At 34.2% G+C, this 17,072-nt stretch carries 16 protein-coding genes and 1 pseudogene; 5 read left to right on the top strand and 12 right to left on the bottom strand.

Annotated elements, in window-relative coordinates:
* Window positions 1–21: 21 nt before the first annotated feature.
* The 12 genes and pseudogenes from AC3RVF_RS02325 to AC3RVF_RS02270 form a co-directional block, all read right to left on the bottom strand.
* Window positions 22–1,245, bottom strand: a complete 1,224-nt coding sequence (locus AC3RVF_RS02325; RefSeq protein ID WP_489690247.1) for an O-antigen ligase family protein — start codon at window positions 1,243–1,245, stop codon at window positions 22–24.
* Window positions 1,246–1,410: 165 nt separating this feature from the next.
* Complete coding sequence (locus AC3RVF_RS02320; protein WP_489690248.1) at window positions 1,411–2,157, bottom strand: WecB/TagA/CpsF family glycosyltransferase; 747 nt, start codon at window positions 2,155–2,157, stop codon at window positions 1,411–1,413.
* 38 nt (window positions 2,158–2,195) lie between these two features.
* A complete protein-coding gene (locus AC3RVF_RS02315) occupies window positions 2,196–2,561 on the bottom strand; it encodes a hypothetical protein (protein ID WP_489692645.1) in 366 nt (121 codons plus the stop codon).
* Between the two features lie 244 nt (window positions 2,562–2,805).
* Window positions 2,806–3,117, bottom strand: coding sequence for a hypothetical protein (locus AC3RVF_RS02310; RefSeq protein ID WP_489692644.1), 312 nt, complete (start codon window positions 3,115–3,117; stop codon window positions 2,806–2,808).
* 80 nt (window positions 3,118–3,197) lie between these two features.
* The gene (locus AC3RVF_RS02305; RefSeq protein ID WP_489690251.1) at window positions 3,198–3,416 is read right to left on the bottom strand and encodes a hypothetical protein; all 219 of its coding nucleotides are present in this window, start codon (window positions 3,414–3,416) and stop codon (window positions 3,198–3,200) included.
* Window positions 3,417–3,456: 40 nt separating this feature from the next.
* Window positions 3,457–4,086, bottom strand: a complete 630-nt coding sequence (locus AC3RVF_RS02300) for a sialate O-acetylesterase (RefSeq protein ID WP_489690252.1) — start codon at window positions 4,084–4,086, stop codon at window positions 3,457–3,459.
* Between the two features lie 68 nt (window positions 4,087–4,154).
* Window positions 4,155–4,310: pseudogene (locus tag AC3RVF_RS02295) on the bottom strand (DapH/DapD/GlmU-related protein); the annotation flags it as partial.
* Window positions 4,311–4,648: 338 nt separating this feature from the next.
* The gene (locus AC3RVF_RS02290; RefSeq protein WP_489690253.1) at window positions 4,649–5,731 is read right to left on the bottom strand and encodes a glycosyltransferase family 4 protein; all 1,083 of its coding nucleotides are present in this window, start codon (window positions 5,729–5,731) and stop codon (window positions 4,649–4,651) included.
* Window positions 5,732–5,747: 16 nt separating this feature from the next.
* On the bottom strand, window positions 5,748–7,580 hold the full coding sequence (gene asnB / locus AC3RVF_RS02285; protein ID WP_489692643.1) for an asparagine synthase (glutamine-hydrolyzing): 1,833 nt from the start codon (window positions 7,578–7,580) through the stop codon (window positions 5,748–5,750).
* Window positions 7,568–8,734, bottom strand: coding sequence for an O-antigen ligase family protein (locus AC3RVF_RS02280; RefSeq protein ID WP_489690255.1), 1,167 nt, complete (start codon window positions 8,732–8,734; stop codon window positions 7,568–7,570). The genes asnB and AC3RVF_RS02280 overlap by 13 nt, the downstream gene beginning before the upstream one ends.
* A 70-nt stretch (window positions 8,735–8,804) precedes the next feature.
* Window positions 8,805–9,806, bottom strand: a complete 1,002-nt coding sequence (locus tag AC3RVF_RS02275; RefSeq protein WP_489690256.1) for a hypothetical protein — start codon at window positions 9,804–9,806, stop codon at window positions 8,805–8,807.
* A complete protein-coding gene (locus AC3RVF_RS02270) occupies window positions 9,796–10,869 on the bottom strand; it encodes a hypothetical protein (RefSeq protein WP_489690257.1) in 1,074 nt (357 codons plus the stop codon). The genes AC3RVF_RS02275 and AC3RVF_RS02270 overlap by 11 nt, the downstream gene beginning before the upstream one ends.
* Window positions 10,870–11,118: 249 nt before the next feature.
* On the opposite strand from AC3RVF_RS02270, the gene AC3RVF_RS02265 reads away from it, so the two are divergent.
* The 5 genes from AC3RVF_RS02265 to AC3RVF_RS02245 all read left to right on the top strand — a co-directional run bounded on the left by AC3RVF_RS02265 (window position 11,119) and on the right by AC3RVF_RS02245 (window position 17,039).
* A complete protein-coding gene (locus AC3RVF_RS02265) occupies window positions 11,119–12,939 on the top strand; it encodes a heparinase II/III domain-containing protein (protein WP_489692642.1) in 1,821 nt (606 codons plus the stop codon).
* A 90-nt stretch (window positions 12,940–13,029) separates the two neighbouring features.
* Window positions 13,030–13,695 carry a methyltransferase domain-containing protein gene (locus AC3RVF_RS02260; protein WP_489692641.1) on the top strand — a complete coding sequence of 222 codons (666 nt, stop codon included), beginning with the start codon at window positions 13,030–13,032 and terminating at the stop codon, window positions 13,693–13,695.
* Between the two features lie 355 nt (window positions 13,696–14,050).
* Window positions 14,051–14,965, top strand: a complete 915-nt coding sequence (locus AC3RVF_RS02255) for a T9SS type A sorting domain-containing protein (RefSeq protein WP_489692640.1) — start codon at window positions 14,051–14,053, stop codon at window positions 14,963–14,965.
* Between the two features lie 16 nt (window positions 14,966–14,981).
* Complete coding sequence (locus AC3RVF_RS02250) at window positions 14,982–16,109, top strand: T9SS type A sorting domain-containing protein (RefSeq protein WP_489692639.1); 1,128 nt, start codon at window positions 14,982–14,984, stop codon at window positions 16,107–16,109.
* Between the two features lie 18 nt (window positions 16,110–16,127).
* On the top strand, window positions 16,128–17,039 hold the full coding sequence (locus AC3RVF_RS02245) for a hypothetical protein (RefSeq protein WP_489690262.1): 912 nt from the start codon (window positions 16,128–16,130) through the stop codon (window positions 17,037–17,039).
* Window positions 17,040–17,072 lie beyond the last annotated feature (33 nt).

Here is a 17,072-nt window from a genome sequence, read left to right as displayed (position 1 = left end):
AAGTACAATTTGCAATTCTTTTTATATCTTTTTTAGGTCGTTGTTTTCCGCTGTTTTAGCAGTTGTTATTAGAACAATTAAAATGAACCCCACGTAGTAAGCTCCAATTTGTCTGTGAAATAAATTTTCAACCATACAATACATTAGCAATATTGCCAACATTGCCGTAGGGAAAAATTGTTTTCTGGTTGATATAAAACTTACGGTAATAAATATTATGAAAAGCAACAGCGCTATAAAACCTGCACTTAGATAAAAATCCACAAACTGATTATGGGTATTATAACGTTCGGAAATAAATCTTTCCCTTTTATTTAAATCGGAAATTTGGGTTTCATAACAAGATACCAACTCATCTTTAGTGGCATCAAAACCAAAGCCTGTTAAAATAAATCCTTCCTCATTTATAATGGTTTGTGCGCAATTCCAAACCACGGCGCGCAAATCATAGGTCAGCGATTTTTCTATAAAGGCCGGCGTATGTCGTGGGTTTCCTACTTGACTTAATTGAATACTCTTTTCGTTCTTAATTAAAAAGAACAAACTTATTATAGCTGCAATTGTTGCTATGGCAATTCCAATTTTCCATTTTTTCCGCTGCCCGTAAAATTGTCTAACTAGTATTAGCACAAATAAAGAAATAACGGCAATTTTAGAAGCAATCAAAATGATAAATAATGCATTGACCAAGATATTTGCTAAATAATAATTGTTATTTGGGTGGTATTTTTTCTGAATTCCCTGAAAGGAAATTAAAATACTGAAGGTACTTAAAAGCCCTAAATACAGTCTATCTATCAATAACGATTCTATAACTTGTGGGGAGTCACCTAATGCGAAACTTCCCGTTGCATCCGTAATCAGCACAAAATTATAAACCGAGAAAATAATAGCCGCTAGCGCCGAAAATATTACTGCACTATTAATCTTTTTAACATCTGCAATTGGGATGTAAAGAATTGCGAGCCCAACAGCAATTAAAACTTTTTTGATTATGTTGAAATCTTCAGGCAACCTACCGCTGCTAAACGAATTAACGCAGAGGTATACAAAAAGTAACAGGAATACTGCAATAGGAAGTGATTTTAGTCTTTTGAAATCCTCCTTTTTTACAATAAATGGAAAGGCAATTACCAAAATTGCTAAAAGGATATTAGGAAGCGCCCTGATGTAATTATCAAATGGAATAATGAGATAGAGCAATAAAAAAGCATAGGGGTATATGGCAGCGAGCAGTATCCTCATTGTTCAGTAATCTAATTTCTAAATTTTAGGGGAAGATAGAAAACTCTGAGGAGATATTAGATATTTGATAGGAGATATTAGATATGAATTGGGCTTCGATATTCTCTTGTCAATAGCTGTATTAGAAAAATTCTGTTTCAGAAAAAATGTAAAAAGTGCGGGGTGCTATTTTGAAAATTTCTCTTTTAAAACTAAAAAGATAAATTTTGAATTACCTACCAAGTATCGTTTCCACATGCGTCTTGGCTCTTGGGCGAAGCGGTAGAACCATTCCAAGCCAGCCTTTTGCATCCAAGCAGGGGCGCGTTTTGTTTTTCCTGCAACTACATCAAAACTACCGCCAACGCCCATAATTAGGTTTACGTTTTTAAGGATATCTCGATATTTATAGAGAAAATTTTCTTTAATGGGAGATGAGATTGCAACAAAAAGCATCTGCGTTCCACTGTCTGCAATCTGTTGGGCAATTTCTTCTTCTTCAGAAGGGTTGAAATAACCGTTGCGGTAACCAGCAATAATTTCGGGACTGTAGATTTCAGAGTATTTATCGACTACGTTTTTCACCACTTCTTCCTTTGCTCCAAAAAGGAATATTTTGTTGTGATTTTTATGTGCCATTTCCACAAGACCCACCATTAAGTCTATCCCAGCGACGCGTTCCTTGAGCGGTTTCCCTAAAAACCGTGAGGCCCATACTACAGACTGGCCGTCGGCATTTATTATATGACTTTGATTTACACTTTGGCGAAGTTCTGCATCTTTTTGCATAGCCACCACTTTTCCTGCATTTACAACTACATGGTGTAGCTGTTCGCCGGTTTGTATTTTTTCCTGCACCAAGGCAAGAGTTTCCTGCATGGAGAGGTTGTCTATGGCGGTGTTTAGGATATTTATACGTGGGCGATTACTCACAATTATTTTTTTGCGAGCAAAGATAGTATTTATTAGACCTAATTGTTTAAATAGATACCTTCAAAATCTAAATGTTGATTTTGTTCATCTAGAAGAACTATTGATATCGCCCCAGTATCAAGATGCAATTTATAAAGGTACTGCTCATTATTTGCTTCTTTGATTAAGGCGTAGATACTATTTGAAGAAAGAGAATAATCTATTTTTTGAACCTCCCTTGCTGAAACAAGAGCAATTGAACTTACAATATTTCCAGTTGCTTTATCCAATTCAACGATTTCGTGATTGGAGCCCCCCGATGATTTAACGCCAAAAATTCTTTCAGTAGCAGTTATAAATATATGCGTATATGTATCAGAAATGTTAGTACTGTTAAGACTAGAAGTGTCAACATTAAATTTCATTAAAATAGGTTGCCCAGTATTATTTGTGGTGAAGAGAAGCAGTTCATTTGTAGATGGAAGAAATCCAGAATGTTTTATGTCGTAAATAAAATCTGTGGGAAATTCATAATGTATTGAAACATCGGTTTTATTTATATTGGCCGATCTAATTTCATAAATATCATCAATACTATCATAATAGCGATATATGTAGTATATTTTATTATTAATAGCAGCTAAGATGCTGCCATCTCTATCTCCGCCGTCATTTAATGTCCACTGGCCTAGCCCCAGTAGTTAAATTTAAAATGCTACATCCTTTACCATATGGCATTCCTTGACCATAACGTATAATGAAGGTGTGTACGAAAATATTTGCTTCTCTATAAAAATTTGAAGAATGATATTCATAACAAGATTGATTATGCAGCTGGCCAATTTCATCTATCAACATTCCTGTATTAACATCTAGATTATAGATTTTCAAAACATCACATCCACCCCCCTGAATTGGTAGGTATCCGTATAGTTTATCCAATTCCTCAATAATTTCAACAATCTCGATGGTACCTACCATTAGTGTGAAATCTTCATAAGCTATAACCACCTCGCCAGAAGTGGCGCCTTGCGGTATTGTGGTAATAAGTTGGGTTTCGGTTACGCTTGTGGTTTCACTTTCAATTCCGTTGAAGAAATTCTATATATAATTGCTGGATCAATATTTTCGCCTAGAAAAACAATCTCATCTCCTACGGATGCTTCAACTGGAGAAAAACTGGTTATTACTAATGGGCTTTCTGATTCCTCAGTAACATTATCGCTATTTGTACATCCTATAAAAAGAAAGATGATTAAAAAGTAGGGTGAAATTCTCATAACGTTAAATTTAATTAGAAATAAATGTAATGAATAATATTTACTGAATACCGTTCGCTACCATAAAATTAGCTAATTTTTCCCCAATATCATTAAGGGCTTCTGGGTTATAATGTACGGGGTCCGTTAGCCATTTGCGGTCAATAAAGTCCTTTGTTTCATTATAACCTATGTAAGTGTACTCATCTTCTGTTGCAACCTCTCCTTGAATTTTTCGAACAACGGTATATCCCTCGTCACATTCCTTACAAGTGGCATGCCTTCCCGTTTCAATTATGATAAAGGGCAAAGTGGAACCATATCTTTTTCTATATTCTGAAATTAAGTTTTTTAAATCAGCCTTGTATTCTTCAGCTGTTAAAATACTTTTTCCTATTGCTTCGCCATCGTTTTCTCCTTGGGACCAAATTACTGCCTTTATAGTATCTTCTTTATTGTAAGGAGGATAAATGAAGGAAAGTCTTTTATCTATTTCATCAAAACTTGCATCCAATAAAGTTCCGGTAGGGCTCCAATTTCCCCAATTATTTGTTTCGGCTTTTGCATTTAACGCACTCCCAGCTTTGGCGCATTGTATTATATAAATTTCACTGCCCGTCAACTTCTTATAATGATATGCAAGTGTATCTCCCAAATGTACGGCATTGCTTTGCCCGGCAAGTACAAACATAACTTTAGGTTTTGCACAGGAGGCCATTAATAAAAGTGAAAAAATTAAGAGCCACAAATTTTTCATTTTCTAGAACGTATTAGTTTTGCCGGCACCCCACCCATCACTGAAAATGGTGCTACATCTTTTGTAACTACTCCACCTGCCGCAATAATAGAACCGGTTCCTATTTTAATACCTGGCATTACCACCACATTTCTGCCCAACCAAACATCGTCCTCAATAATTGGCGGATTGGGTGCTGTTTCCCCTTGATTTGCCATAGGAATTTCGGTGCTTAAATGATTGTGGGAAGTACTTAATATTGCAACATTTGGCGCAATCATTACATTGTTGCCAATAAAGGCACTTTGAATAAATACATTTTCGTTTATTTGGCAACCGGAGCCAATTTTCAGGTTTTCGCCATTAGATAGGTATACGTTATTCTCTATAAAACTTTTGTCGCCATAAGGCATCAGTTTCAATATTTTTGAAACATACCAAGAACGAATAGGCCTCGTAAAAGAAATAAATCTTGAATGCGGCAAATGGTAAATTACACCATAGTAAAAAGCCAATATTAATTTCTTGTACATACTATTTTTAGTTGAGCAAGTAGGTTTTGCATTACAAATTCGCTTTCATAGGCTGTAGCAGTTTTATAAGCCTCTAGCCTCATTTTTTCTTTTTCTTCTTTTGAAAAGTTAAGATATTTTTCGATGCAAATGGTTAATTCTAAAACATTCCCAGGTTCGAATAACATCCCGTTTAAGTTATTTTCAATATACGTCTTTAGCCCTGCAATATCGCCGCCAATAACAGGTGTTTTACAACTCATTGCTTCAAGGCCAACAAGCCCTAAACTCTCTGCTTCTCGCTTTGTAGGAAACACCATTACATCCATTTTATTGTAAAGATGAACTAATTGCTCCTGCTTTATAAGTCCAAGAAAATCTACGTTGTTTTGGAGCCCGAAATCGTTGATCATCCTTTTCATTATAGGTTCCTGAAGTCCTTGACCGGCTATAATCGCCTTAAAATTTACGCCTTTCTCCTTTAAAACTTTTAAGGACTTTAAAAAGTCGTCCCATCCTTTTCCTTCATCAATTCTGGAAATCATTCCAAGAATTGGTACTTCATTACTGGTTCTTTCCATTGGATAAAACCTTGTTGCGTCCACGCCTCCAGAAGGGGAAACAAAAATTTGTTTTTGTGTTAAAAAAGGATAGTTCTCCAGCATCATTTCCTTAAAATAGGTTGAAGGCGTAACCACTAAATCCACCTTTTTTAAAATGAACTTATTCAACACATCAATTTTTTTGCCTTTTGAATTTGTTACATCATCTCCGTGTACGTTTATAACCAAAGGTTTTTTCTTTTTGAAAAGAAATAACAAAAAAGCCAAGGCTGGCGCATTGTGCGACATAAAATGCACGTACAAAAGATCGTATTTCTTAAAGATAAAATTATACCAAATGGAACAATAATATTTTAGATAGGAAACTGCCTTGCTAAGGTTGTTCGGTTTTTTGCCCTTAATAACGGATACTGCTGAAAAAACAACTCCCTTTTTTTCAAGTTCGAGCCTAAAATTCTTCACAAATACCCCAAAGAGAGAATCCTTTGAAGAAGGGTACATATTTGAAATTAGGAATATTTTCATCTTCAGTTTCTTAAATTTATTTGTTATCCTGCAGCCAATAATAAATACTCAACAATAGAAATATTTGCTTTTCCTTATTGTAACCTTTTAAATGCTCGTCCAGTACGTTCTTAATAGCTTCCCTATTAAATATTTCGGTAAATGGACCAGGGTTCAAAAGCTTTTCCAAAATTTGATCGTTATAATTTTTAAACCAAATTTTAGTTGGCGATTGAAAGGCGAATTTTTTGCGGTTAATGATTCGTTCCGGCAACATTTTCTTCGCGTATTCTTTATGTATAATTTTTGTCTGTCTAAAGGCCAATCTTTCTTTTGCTGGCAACGCTTCAATGTAACCTACTAAATGGGTGTCCAGCATTGGCACTCTGCATTCCAAAGAAAAATTCATCGTAATTTTATCTGTATACAGAAGCAAATCGTCTGGCAGATTCATGCGTACATCTATAGCCATCATCCGCTCTGCCGAGGTTTTTTTTCGGCTACAATTAAGCGTATTATAGAAATAAGAAATCAACCCAAATGCTTTTTCCTCTTTTACGTTCAGTAACTTTTTTATGTCGTTCTGCGTGAAAATAGAATACACATTTAAAAATCGCTGCACGTCATCTTTTTCACCAAGTGCATTTACGGAGCGCAAAATGCGTTCATTTTTAACGCCAATGTGGGGAATGATTTTATTTGCCGAATGAATAAGCCCCCGTGGAATTTTTTCAGAAATAACTTCGCCTTGGTATCTTTGGTACCCTCCCAAAGGCTCATCTGCACCTTGCCCAGTGAGCACAACTTTTACATATTTTGAAGCCAATTGGGAAAGATAATACATTGGGATAACCGATGTTGTAGCCAAGGGTTCTTCAATTATTCGTGTAGTCTCTTCAAAAATGGAAAGAAAATTATCAAAATTTATTTTGGTTGAAAAATGCTCCAAGCCCAAAATTTCGGCTGTTTCGGCGGCGGCATCAATTTCATCTTCCTCGTGCAAGCCTTCAAAACCTACGGTAAAGGCTTTTAGTTTTTTGTCGGAATGTTTCTGCGCTATCGCCGCAACAACTGCCGAATCTACACCTCCGCTTAAAAAAATGCCTATTTCCACATCGGCCATTAATTGCCTTTTTACGGCATTTTCAATGTGCGTTTCATAGCCTTCCAGCGTATTCTGTTTTGTAATTTTTTGAGGTGTTATATATTCCTTTACAAAATACTTTTCCTTAAAATGCAAAGTTTTCGAAGCCAAATCTACTTCAATATAATGGCCAGGCTTTAGTTTTTGAATATCCTTGTGCAGGGTTAATGGTGAAGGCAGATAACGAAGACGTAGTAAGGTTGGCAGGTTATTAAAATCTGGCGCAGCGTTATCCATCAAGTTTTTAACCGGGCGAATTTCAGAGGAAAAAATAAAGCTTGTATCGTCTTTAAAGTAATAAACTGGCTTTACCCCGAAATGGTCGCGAGCCAAATACAATTTTTCATTTTCAATATCTAAAAATGAAAATCCAAAAATTCCATTGAAATCGTTAACGCTGTCTATGCCATATTTTCTTAGGTAATAAAGAATGGTCTCAGTATCGGAATGGCCTTTAAACTCAACCTCTTTTAGTTTTTTCCTTAAATCCAGATGGTTATAAATTTCGCCATTGAACGTAATAGCGAATTTTCCGCAGGAAGAAATCATGGGTTGCCTTCCCGCATCGGAAAGTTCAACAATTGCAAGCCGTACAAGGCCCAATCTAATATCGTGTTGGGCAACCTTAAAACTTTCAATTTCTGAAGCGTCGGGCCCTCGGTGCGCTATTAGTTTTAGCGCATCTAAATTATACGGTTTATTAATAGAACCAATTATTCCACACATAGACGTTCGTTTGCTTCGTTTTGGTTAAGTTCTTTGGTATTTGGATACCAAAGAATAAAAAAGGAATAGAAAAACGCAAAAATAAAAACGCCTTTACTTATTCCGAATATACTTTCTGAAAATGAAAATAGAGCAACAATTATAAAGAAGCTCAATGCTTCTCCTGTAAGCCTAGTTTTTTTATAAAAAATGAGTAAAACAATAAGAAAAATGAGCAATCCCAAAATCCCGTTTGAAACAAGAAATTCCAAATATTGGTTGTGGGCATTGTATTTATTGTTTAGAGCTATGGTAAAATCGCCCTTGCTATAAGCTAAATTGTACAACGCTTGGGAGTCGCCAGTGCCCACCCCAAAAATATAGTTGCCACGGTCATCGAATTCAGAGAGAATTGCAATCCACCTTGGGTATCTGTCCAGGGTTACATTGCCTTGAGTATCGACAATTGCGGAGAATTTGGTTCCTAAATAATCAAACTTTAAAGACAAAATTGCCAAAAGTATTACCAAACCTATGAAATAGAATATCTTTTTAATTTCCAGCTTTCTAAAAATGGTTATAACAATCATTACTACCAAACAAATAATTCCAATTCGGCTACTGGTTTCTATCAAAAACAGAAAGAACGGCGCCAATAGTAGCACGAGTTTCAATTTGTTTTTCCTTAAATTAATAAATTCAGGCATTCGTATAATTCCCAGTATAAAGATTACCAGCATTACTGCAAAATAGCTTGGGTGCGCCTCCAAAGGTATTAAGGCATTCCACCCATTGTATATCCACTTAAAAAAATATCCTGCCTGTACCCACGGGGTGGCATTGGTTAAAATGGATTCAATAATATACGCCCAGCATATTACCATTCCGGTAAATAGGCCTATTCCAAAGAAAATATAAGTTCGTTTTAGATTAAAGTCTTCGCGTTTATGCGACAGAATTATAAAAGGAATTAAAACAAGGCCTAAGCTACGCTCTATATCCCGAAGTGCGTCTTTTACATTCGTTGAAAAAAACCAGCCCATTACAAACAATAAAAAGAGGGCCACCAAAAAGTAAAAAGCAATTTTGTTTTTTTTAAGATTCTGAAATCGCTCCTTTGGTTTTAGCAGAAATATGGAGGAGGCAATAAAAAACCATAATATAATTGTATTCAAATTTTCCCACAACGGTAAAGTGGCGACAAATAGATAGGTGCTGGCCTCAAAAAAAACTCGCCGTGGCGAATTATTGATCCAGTAACTTTTTATACCGTTTATCATAGGTGTTGTTAAAGGCTATTTTTTTTAGGGATTGCAGCAAGGCTTCGTATTCTGCTGCTCCTATTTTTTGAATTTGTTGGTGTATTGCATCTATATTTTCAAAAGATGCAAAAAGAGGATAATCGTTGCTTAAAAGCTTCTGTAAAGGAATATGTTTTTCAGTAAAAAATGGCAGCTGAAAACTTAAAAAATCGAACACTTTTATAGGAAACGTTAGATCGTCGTACATATTTCGTGGCCGCGTATGCAGCGCGTAAGCAATATTGTTATTTTGAATAAATTGCGAAATTTCATTTCTGGGAACCTTTGTAGCTTTTATCGGACTGCCTTCTACCATTTCCTGAATATTGACTGCTCCAGATAACACAAAGAAATTGTAGTGTTGGGCATATTTTTTTGAAAAGGTAACAAAAGCTTCAAACCCAGAATTTTTATAATCAATACTTCCCAAATATAAAAGCCCCAGTTTTTTAGAAAAATCCGGAGGCTGCACATTTTCTGTAATATTATAGGTTCCGGGCGGCAAATCGGAAAATGGACGTGTTGGAAAAATTTTATTTTTCTTGAAAAATACTTCACCCATTTCCGTAGTAGGAAACACCATAGAAGTAGAGACCCAAGTAAGGTAAAAATTGCTCAGTTTGTTTAAATAAAACGTAACTTTTTTACGCAAACCACTATAATCTTCAGGGAAAAGTTCGATATAAATATCGCGGATAAAAACAATTACTTTTTTTGATCTGAATTTTATAAACAGCAGTGGCAAAACGTCGATTAAGCTTATTCTATTAGTGGCAGATTCAACATAGCACAAATTGCGACTTTTAAATATCGATTTCAATTTGTTTCCTCCCGTTATTATTTTGCCTCCATTTTTCTGAAAGGTGTTTTTAAACAAATTGATACGGGTAATGGGTCCACCGGAAATCTTTTTCAGATTGGGCACAACGTATAAACTATTCTTCATTACCTGGGTTTTTAAGGAGCCTTTGCTTGCTGCGAATCTCGGTTTCAAGAATTAAAAATGGCACAATTAAATAGAATACGTTTGTAAAATAATGAATGGATAGCAGATTTGTAATTAGTACTATGGCCATAAATCCGAGTTTTGCCTTCATAGAAGGTATTTTATAGACCAGATAAACATGGGCTAATAAAAATATAAATAGCAATAGAAATCCACCTCGGTGATAGATATAGTAAAATCCATTGTCTATTTCCAGAAATGTAAATTTCCCGCTAAAATATTGCGCTATTTTGTTTTCGCGATAAACTGTTGTATTTACGCCAAAACCTTTCCCAATTATTTTTTCAGACCAGGTAAAATTTTCTGTTATAAGGGCCGTGTTTAAATCCTGAATACGAATTTTCAAACTTTCATATTCCCAAGGTTTTAGAACATAGGGCAATTTTTCCTTAATTGCCTCTGGCGCATATTTCGAATTAAAGAATGCTACAGACACAACAATCATCAGCGAAAAACCTACTATAAAAGCTGGGTTAAAAAGTTTTTTCACATTTATTATTATCAACAAAAGCAAGACTCCTGCAGTTACAAGGTTCTGTAAGTTTGAAGTAAGAAACAGGTAAACCAAGGCAATTACCCACGAAATAGCGAGGGGCATGTCAAGAGACATTCTGTTGTATAAGTAGTAAAACCCAATAAGCACTATAGGTATAATAGACGGACCATACACACGGCCACCTTTACCTGTGGTATCTATATTCCACAGACTGGGCACAAAGCCTAAATAGCTCATTATATAAACCACAGCCACTACGGCATTTAAAATAAAGAGTAACCGCAGTAACTTAAAGTCCTTCACATTTACCAAGAACAGGTAAAAAATAAGGCCGTAGAACTGAAATTTAATATCTATTGTAGGATTAGGATACTGGTGAATTAAACCCAAAATTAAAAATGGTACATATAAACAGCCCGCAATAATAACATAGTGCGGTACTTCAAGCTTTCCTTTTTTTGCGACCACCCATGCACCAGCCAAAAGAAGCACTAGGCATAATGCCATGAGACTACTGAAGCTAAGAGTGCTAACAGTTAAAAAAAGGACGATCAGTATAATTTGATATATAGACTTCAATGCAAAAGTTTATGGAAAATTTAGCGCTTTCCAGTGTTGCCACAAAGCTACTGTTTTTTAAATTTTATCATAACCGGTAACAAATATATAAATGTAATGCTCGTAAAAATTTCTAGATTTAATTTTATGTAGATTTGAAATAAAAATAGCAACCAATTTTTGGCTTAATTAACATCTATGAAAATTAGTAAATTTATAATGTGTCTTTTTCTTGCCCTGCTTTTTCTAAGCTGTAATAAATCAAGAACCGAAAAATTAAAAGACACCGCTATTGAAATCCGTTTGGGTGAAAAAAACTACGCCCTTAGTTTGTATGATATTTCGGAATCGATAAATTTTGATGAAATACCCAGAACCGTGCCCTATGATTCCATCCAAACGAAAAAATATGCAGATTTAATTTTAAAGGATTCATTAGTTGTTTTACATTCCTTTAAACCCCAATATATTCCTCTAAATAAAATTACATGGACAGAAAATCCAGAGAATAATGCTAGTTGGCAAGCGTATTTTGAAAATCTATTTTTTGTATCTATTTTAAATCATACCTACCACAGCTATGGCGACAAGCAATATCACGAAAAAGCGAAAGCCTATGTTTTAAGCTATGTAGCGGCACACAAATCTCTCGAGGAAAAAACCTCAGATCAAACTTGGGAAATGGGAACAGTGGGCATGCGGACGGGACATCTTTTACAAACTTTGTACAATGAATTAGAACAGGATGATCCAGATACTGAATTTATTCAAAAGGCTTTTGATCTCCTATCGCTCAATGCCACGTATATGCTGGATCCTAAGAATTACCAACCTACAAACCATGCATTGATAATGGATAGAAGTCTTTTGGCGTTGGCAAAAATTACAAAAGCGAACACTCAATTATACAAAGCTATTTACGAGCCCACTGTTACCCGTACATTAAAAAATATTGATTATATAATTGATGATAGTGGTTTGGCAAAAGAACATGCCACAACTTACCACATCTTTAATCACAATCTGGACCGTAAAATAATAGACCTTATTGAAAAAAAAGATATCAACCCTGCTTTTCAGCTTAAATTATTGAAAAAGAATGATGTGCTCTTGCAATTGGTGAAGCCAGACCTTACTTTTCCTATTTGGGGCGATAGTGAAATTGAGTATTTAAACCAACATTTGGCAGAAAGTTTTGGTAATGACCAACGCATTTTAAACGTTATGTCTGGCAAAAGATTGCCATCCATGGTTAATTTTGAAAACAACATTGCTACGTTACGCACTCAAGCAGATGACAGCAGTTATGTAGCACTTTTTGCAAATTATTACTCCCTGACCCATAAACACAATGATGATTTACAATTCATCTTTCAAACACTTGGAATTGATATTCTTACAGATCAAGGTTATTATGGATATGAAAATACATATAGGCCCTTTTTAACATCAGTTTTTGCACATAATTCCATTGCTATTAACGATGCGGATTATAAATTGGGTAAAGAGGGCCAATATTCAAAACTTACGGGATATTATACAAGTGACGATATAGACATAATTTCTGCCGAACACAATATGTATGATTCTATAGAAGTAAAACGCAATTTGTATTTTATAAAACCGAACGTTATTGTGCTCGAGGATTGGGCAGAATCCAAAGATGCAAATCTCATTAAAAGTATAAGCCAACAATTTAATTTTAGTGAAAAGGCGAATTTAAATGTTACCATTTCAGAGAATAGTGCCACGGTTTTGTTTCCAAAAAACATTAAGGCAGTTGTAAAATCATTTAGCGATAATGATAAAATTACGGCAAAAGAAATTTCCAGATCGAGGATTCAATATTCGCTTACGCCTATACCACAGGTAAAAGTGCGAAAAGAAGGTAATAAGCTAATTACTATAATTGAAATACAATCAGACTTATATAAAACGCCCATTGTAAACTGTACTATTCATGGGAATTCAATACATTTCATAAAAGACGGCAAGAAATCTATTTTTAAAATGAGGTAACCGTATTTTTTTTGCCTAAAATTGTTTAAAATATTTATAAAAATTTCTTTTCTTTATCAGCTAGTGCTTTCACATTAAAATTTCAAATACATGTCCTTTATAAATGATCTAGCCAACTACAACAATAAAAATTCACTTGCAAACCGCTTTAGGAATAAAAGATTTGCCTTTTTTGAAGGGCAACTAAAAAAACTGGAAGGCAACCAAACCATAACCATCCTGGACGTAGGGGGTACAGAATCTTTTTGGGTAAATAGGGGCTATGATAAAAAACCGAATGTGCAGATTACTCTTTTAAATCTTACCAAATTCGATACGCATTATTCCAATATGATTTCGGTTAAAGGAGATGCCTGCAATCTTTCAGAATTTAAGGATAAAGAATTTGATCTCGTTTTTTCTAATTCGGTCATTGAACATCTTTACACCCAAGAGAATCAGATTCGAATGGCAGAGGAAGTGCAACGAGTAGGGAAGAATTTTTATATACAAACACCCTATAAATACTTCTTTGTAGAACCTCATTATTTACTGCCCTATTTTCAGTTTCTACCTAAAAAAGCAAAGGTTTTTGTGCTGAGTAAAACGAAGCTTTCCAGAGGTACAAAAATTTCTACTGAAGAAGCAAAAGATCAGGCGGAGCAAATAATTCTTGTTTCAAAAAAGAAAATGAAAGCACTGTTTCCCAGTTCTGAAATCTACAAAGAAAAGTTTTTGGGGATGACAAAGTCGATTACAGCGTATTTAATAGAATAATGTAATAACGGTTTTGTTTCCAAAAAACATTAAGTCCGTTGAACAATCATTCAGTGATAATGACAAAATTACGGCAAAAGAAATTTCCATATCTAGGCTTCAATATTCACTTACGCACTTACCATAGGTGAAAAAGCGAAAGGTCTGCAATAGATTAACTTCCGGGGTTTAGGTATAATCTGAATTATACAAAAATTCTGTTTCTAATATCCAGATAAAGGACCGCACAATTCAATTTTCCAAAGATGGAAAAAAATACCATTTAGCTTTATTCTACGGAGTATATAAAATTTAGTATCTTCAAATTTAAATTTTAAATATAATGAGACTTCAGTTTGTATTCCTAATTATCCTTATGCCCTTTTTAACAGTATATGCGCAAACTACTTATGTGCCTGACGACAATTTTGAGCAACGATTAATTGATTTAGGATTTGATGATATTCTAGACGATTATGTGTTGACTAGTAATATTTCAAATGTTAATTTTTTAAATATCCAATATCAAAATATTGATAACCTTACGGGACTAGAGGATTTTTCTAGTTTAATAACATTAGATGCAAGTAATAATAATTTTTCTAATATTCCTTTGCATCCAAATGTTAATCTAAGCGCATTGACGGCCAATAATAATCAATTAACCGCATTAGATCTTAGTCAACATACAAATTTAACGGAACTTAGTTGTTTTAACAATCTTATTAATAGTTTAGATTTAAGCAACAATATAGGTTTGATGTATTTAACATGTGGCGAAAATTCTTTTCCAGAATTAGATTTGTCAAATCATCCAAACTTGAGGGAAGTTCGCCTTTTTGGTCAAAATAATACTTTGGTAAAAGTTGATATAAGAAATGGTAATAATACCGTAATTCAAGAGTTTGTAGTAATAAACAGCCCAAACCTTCCGTATATTTATGTTGACGATTGTAGTTATAGTACGATAAACTGGACCGATATTGATCCTACTACTATTTATGTAGAAGAGGAAGGGCAAACAGAATGTGAATTGATGGGGGTGGAAGATAACTTTTCAATTCTAAATTTAGCAGTATATCCTAACCCCATAATTGACTTTATAAACATAGAGACTACAAATGGATTGTATATTAAAGAGCTAACCATTTTCAGCATATTTGGTAAAAAACTTAAAACGTTATATAATAATTTTGAGAAAATAGATTTTAAATCATTTTCCGCTGGAGTATATTATTTAAAAATCCAAACTAGTAAAGGAACCGTAGTCAAAAAGGTTTTAAAAGATTAATCAAAAAAAAATCAAAATGAAGATTTACTACATAATTACGCTATTCCTTATAAGCAGTATTGCTCAAGCCCAAATCGTGAATATTCCAGATGCGAATTTTAAAAACGCATTACTGAACCATTCGCCAATAATTGATACAAATGGTGATGGAGAAATACAAGTAACTGAAGCTGAAGCTACTCTAATAATAACTATTGAACACAAAGGAATACAAGCCTTAAATGGTATTCAAAGTTTTGTGAATCTTGAAGATTTAAACTGTCACGACAATTCATTGACGGTCCTTGACATTTCACAAAACCAAAACCTAAAAAAATTACGTTGCTCATGGAACCAATTAACGAATTTAGACATATCGCAGAACTTGAATCTGGAGTTGCTTGTTTGTTATCACAATGAATTAACGAATATAGATGTAACTCAGCACCCAAACTTGGAAGAGTTATGGGTTTCTATAAACCCATTGACCACTCTTGATGTAACACACAACTCCAGTCTTAAAAAGTTACATTGTGATTCAACACAATTAACCAGTCTAGATGTTAGTCAAAACTCAAATCTAGAAGGCCTTAGTTTTAAAGATACTCAATTTTCTAACATAGATGTGACCCAAAATTTTAAACTCAGATACATAACTTTTAGTAATGCAAACCTAACGCATTTAGATCTCAGTCAAAACCCAAATTTAATTGCTTTAGATTGTTATAATAATCAATTAACATATTTGAATATTAAAAATGGTAATAATATAAATATGCCATATATGGATGCGGAAAATAATCCAAATCTTCAATGTATAAAAGTTGATAATGTTGTAAATGCAAATAACAGACAGTGTTACCGTGGCGATCCTATGGTGGGTTGGTGCAAAGATACAACAGCAAATTTTAGTGAAGAATGTGTACTTGGGGTTGACGAACAAAATTTAGCAACTTTCGATTTATTTCCTAACCCTGCAAGAGATATTTTAATTATCAAAGCCAAAGAAACTCCGGAACTTATTCAAATTTACACTACCACGGGTGTGCTAATTAGAACAACGTCAAATACTACGTTGGATATTTCAGATTTAGCTTCTGGATTATATTTTTTAAATGCCTCTTTTCAGGGAAAATCCATCACAAAAAAGTTTATAAAGTCTTAGCCCCAAAACATATTAATTATGAAAACTTCAAAAACCTATAATTTAATATGGTCATTGGCATTACTATTATTTGTGGTAGCCTGCAGCGAAGATGATCCAAACACTTCGGATAACACTACTAATTTAAGGCTTAAAAGTTATAGTCAGGGTAATTATGAATTTATATTGAATTATAACGCTCAGGGCTTATTAACCTATAGAGGCGACCCCAGCCCAACAGGATATACAAACATTGACTTTACTTACAATCAAAACAACAAGATTCTAACCGAATATTCCCGTTATAGGGATGCCACAGGAAATCCATCGGCTAGATCAACTTACGAGTATTCCAATACTACCTTGACGGGTCTTACAAGACATCAAACTGGGGAAGATATTCTTTCGGACACCGACTTCCAATTTGATGCCCCTTTAAATTATAGATATACACATACTTACGAATTGTTCGATGGCGGTCCACCAGAAATCTATATTTCTAATTATGAAGTAACGCTTGAAATTGACAGCAATAACAATATTACAAAGTATACCTGTCTTAATATAGATAATTCACACGTAGATAGAGTCTATTTTGAATATGATAATGGCAATTTAACCAAATTAACCAATGGCTCTAATGTTACAGAAATAACCTATGATGAGGCCAATAATTGGCATACCTATAGAAGTGGATATCTACCGAGTATTTATGGGCATGCTGCTAGGGACATTGGTGGGTTTATATATTTTCCAATCCAATTAGTTTGGCTAAACCAAATTCCACACTTTTATAATTTCAACAATACAAATAATCCCACAGAATATAAAGTGAACGGGGAGGTGTACACTACTTTTCAATATGAATACAATGCTGCTAATTATCCGAGTAAAATAACTATCCCTCAGCAAAATGTAATAATAGAATTAGAATATGAGGCTGTTGATTAGTGAAAATAGCTAGCTTATAATTTAATTGGTACG

The sequence above is a fragment of the Aequorivita sp. IT1183 genome, assembly GCF_058068265.1.
This window is presented reverse-complemented; position numbering and strand designations above follow the sequence as displayed.

Coding starts and splice junctions, on each gene's coding strand:
- AC3RVF_RS02275 (WP_489690256.1), bottom strand. CDS start 9,806: ATGAAGAATAGTTTATACGTTGTGCCCAATCTGAAAAAGATTTCCGGT.
- AC3RVF_RS02250 (WP_489692639.1), top strand. CDS start 14,982: ATGAAGATTTACTACATAATTACGCTATTCCTTATAAGCAGTATTGCT.
- AC3RVF_RS02325 (WP_489690247.1), bottom strand. CDS start 1,245: ATGAGGATACTGCTCGCTGCCATATACCCCTATGCTTTTTTATTGCTC.
- AC3RVF_RS02310 (WP_489692644.1), bottom strand. CDS start 3,117: ATGGTAGGTACCATCGAGATTGTTGAAATTATTGAGGAATTGGATAAA.
- AC3RVF_RS02245 (WP_489690262.1), top strand. CDS start 16,128: ATGAAAACTTCAAAAACCTATAATTTAATATGGTCATTGGCATTACTA.
- AC3RVF_RS02290 (WP_489690253.1), bottom strand. CDS start 5,731: ATGAAAATATTCCTAATTTCAAATATGTACCCTTCTTCAAAGGATTCT.
- AC3RVF_RS02255 (WP_489692640.1), top strand. CDS start 14,051: ATGCCCTTTTTAACAGTATATGCGCAAACTACTTATGTGCCTGACGAC.
- AC3RVF_RS02305 (WP_489690251.1), bottom strand. CDS start 3,416: ATGAGAATTTCACCCTACTTTTTAATCATCTTTCTTTTTATAGGATGT.
- AC3RVF_RS02270 (WP_489690257.1), bottom strand. CDS start 10,869: ATGGCATTATGCCTAGTGCTTCTTTTGGCTGGTGCATGGGTGGTCGCA.
- AC3RVF_RS02315 (WP_489692645.1), bottom strand. CDS start 2,561: ATGAAATTTAATGTTGACACTTCTAGTCTTAACAGTACTAACATTTCT.
- asnB (WP_489692643.1), bottom strand. CDS start 7,580: ATGTGTGGAATAATTGGTTCTATTAATAAACCGTATAATTTAGATGCG.
- AC3RVF_RS02300 (WP_489690252.1), bottom strand. CDS start 4,086: ATGTTTGTACTTGCCGGGCAAAGCAATGCCGTACATTTGGGAGATACA.
- AC3RVF_RS02260 (WP_489692641.1), top strand. CDS start 13,030: ATGTCCTTTATAAATGATCTAGCCAACTACAACAATAAAAATTCACTT.
- AC3RVF_RS02265 (WP_489692642.1), top strand. CDS start 11,119: ATGAAAATTAGTAAATTTATAATGTGTCTTTTTCTTGCCCTGCTTTTT.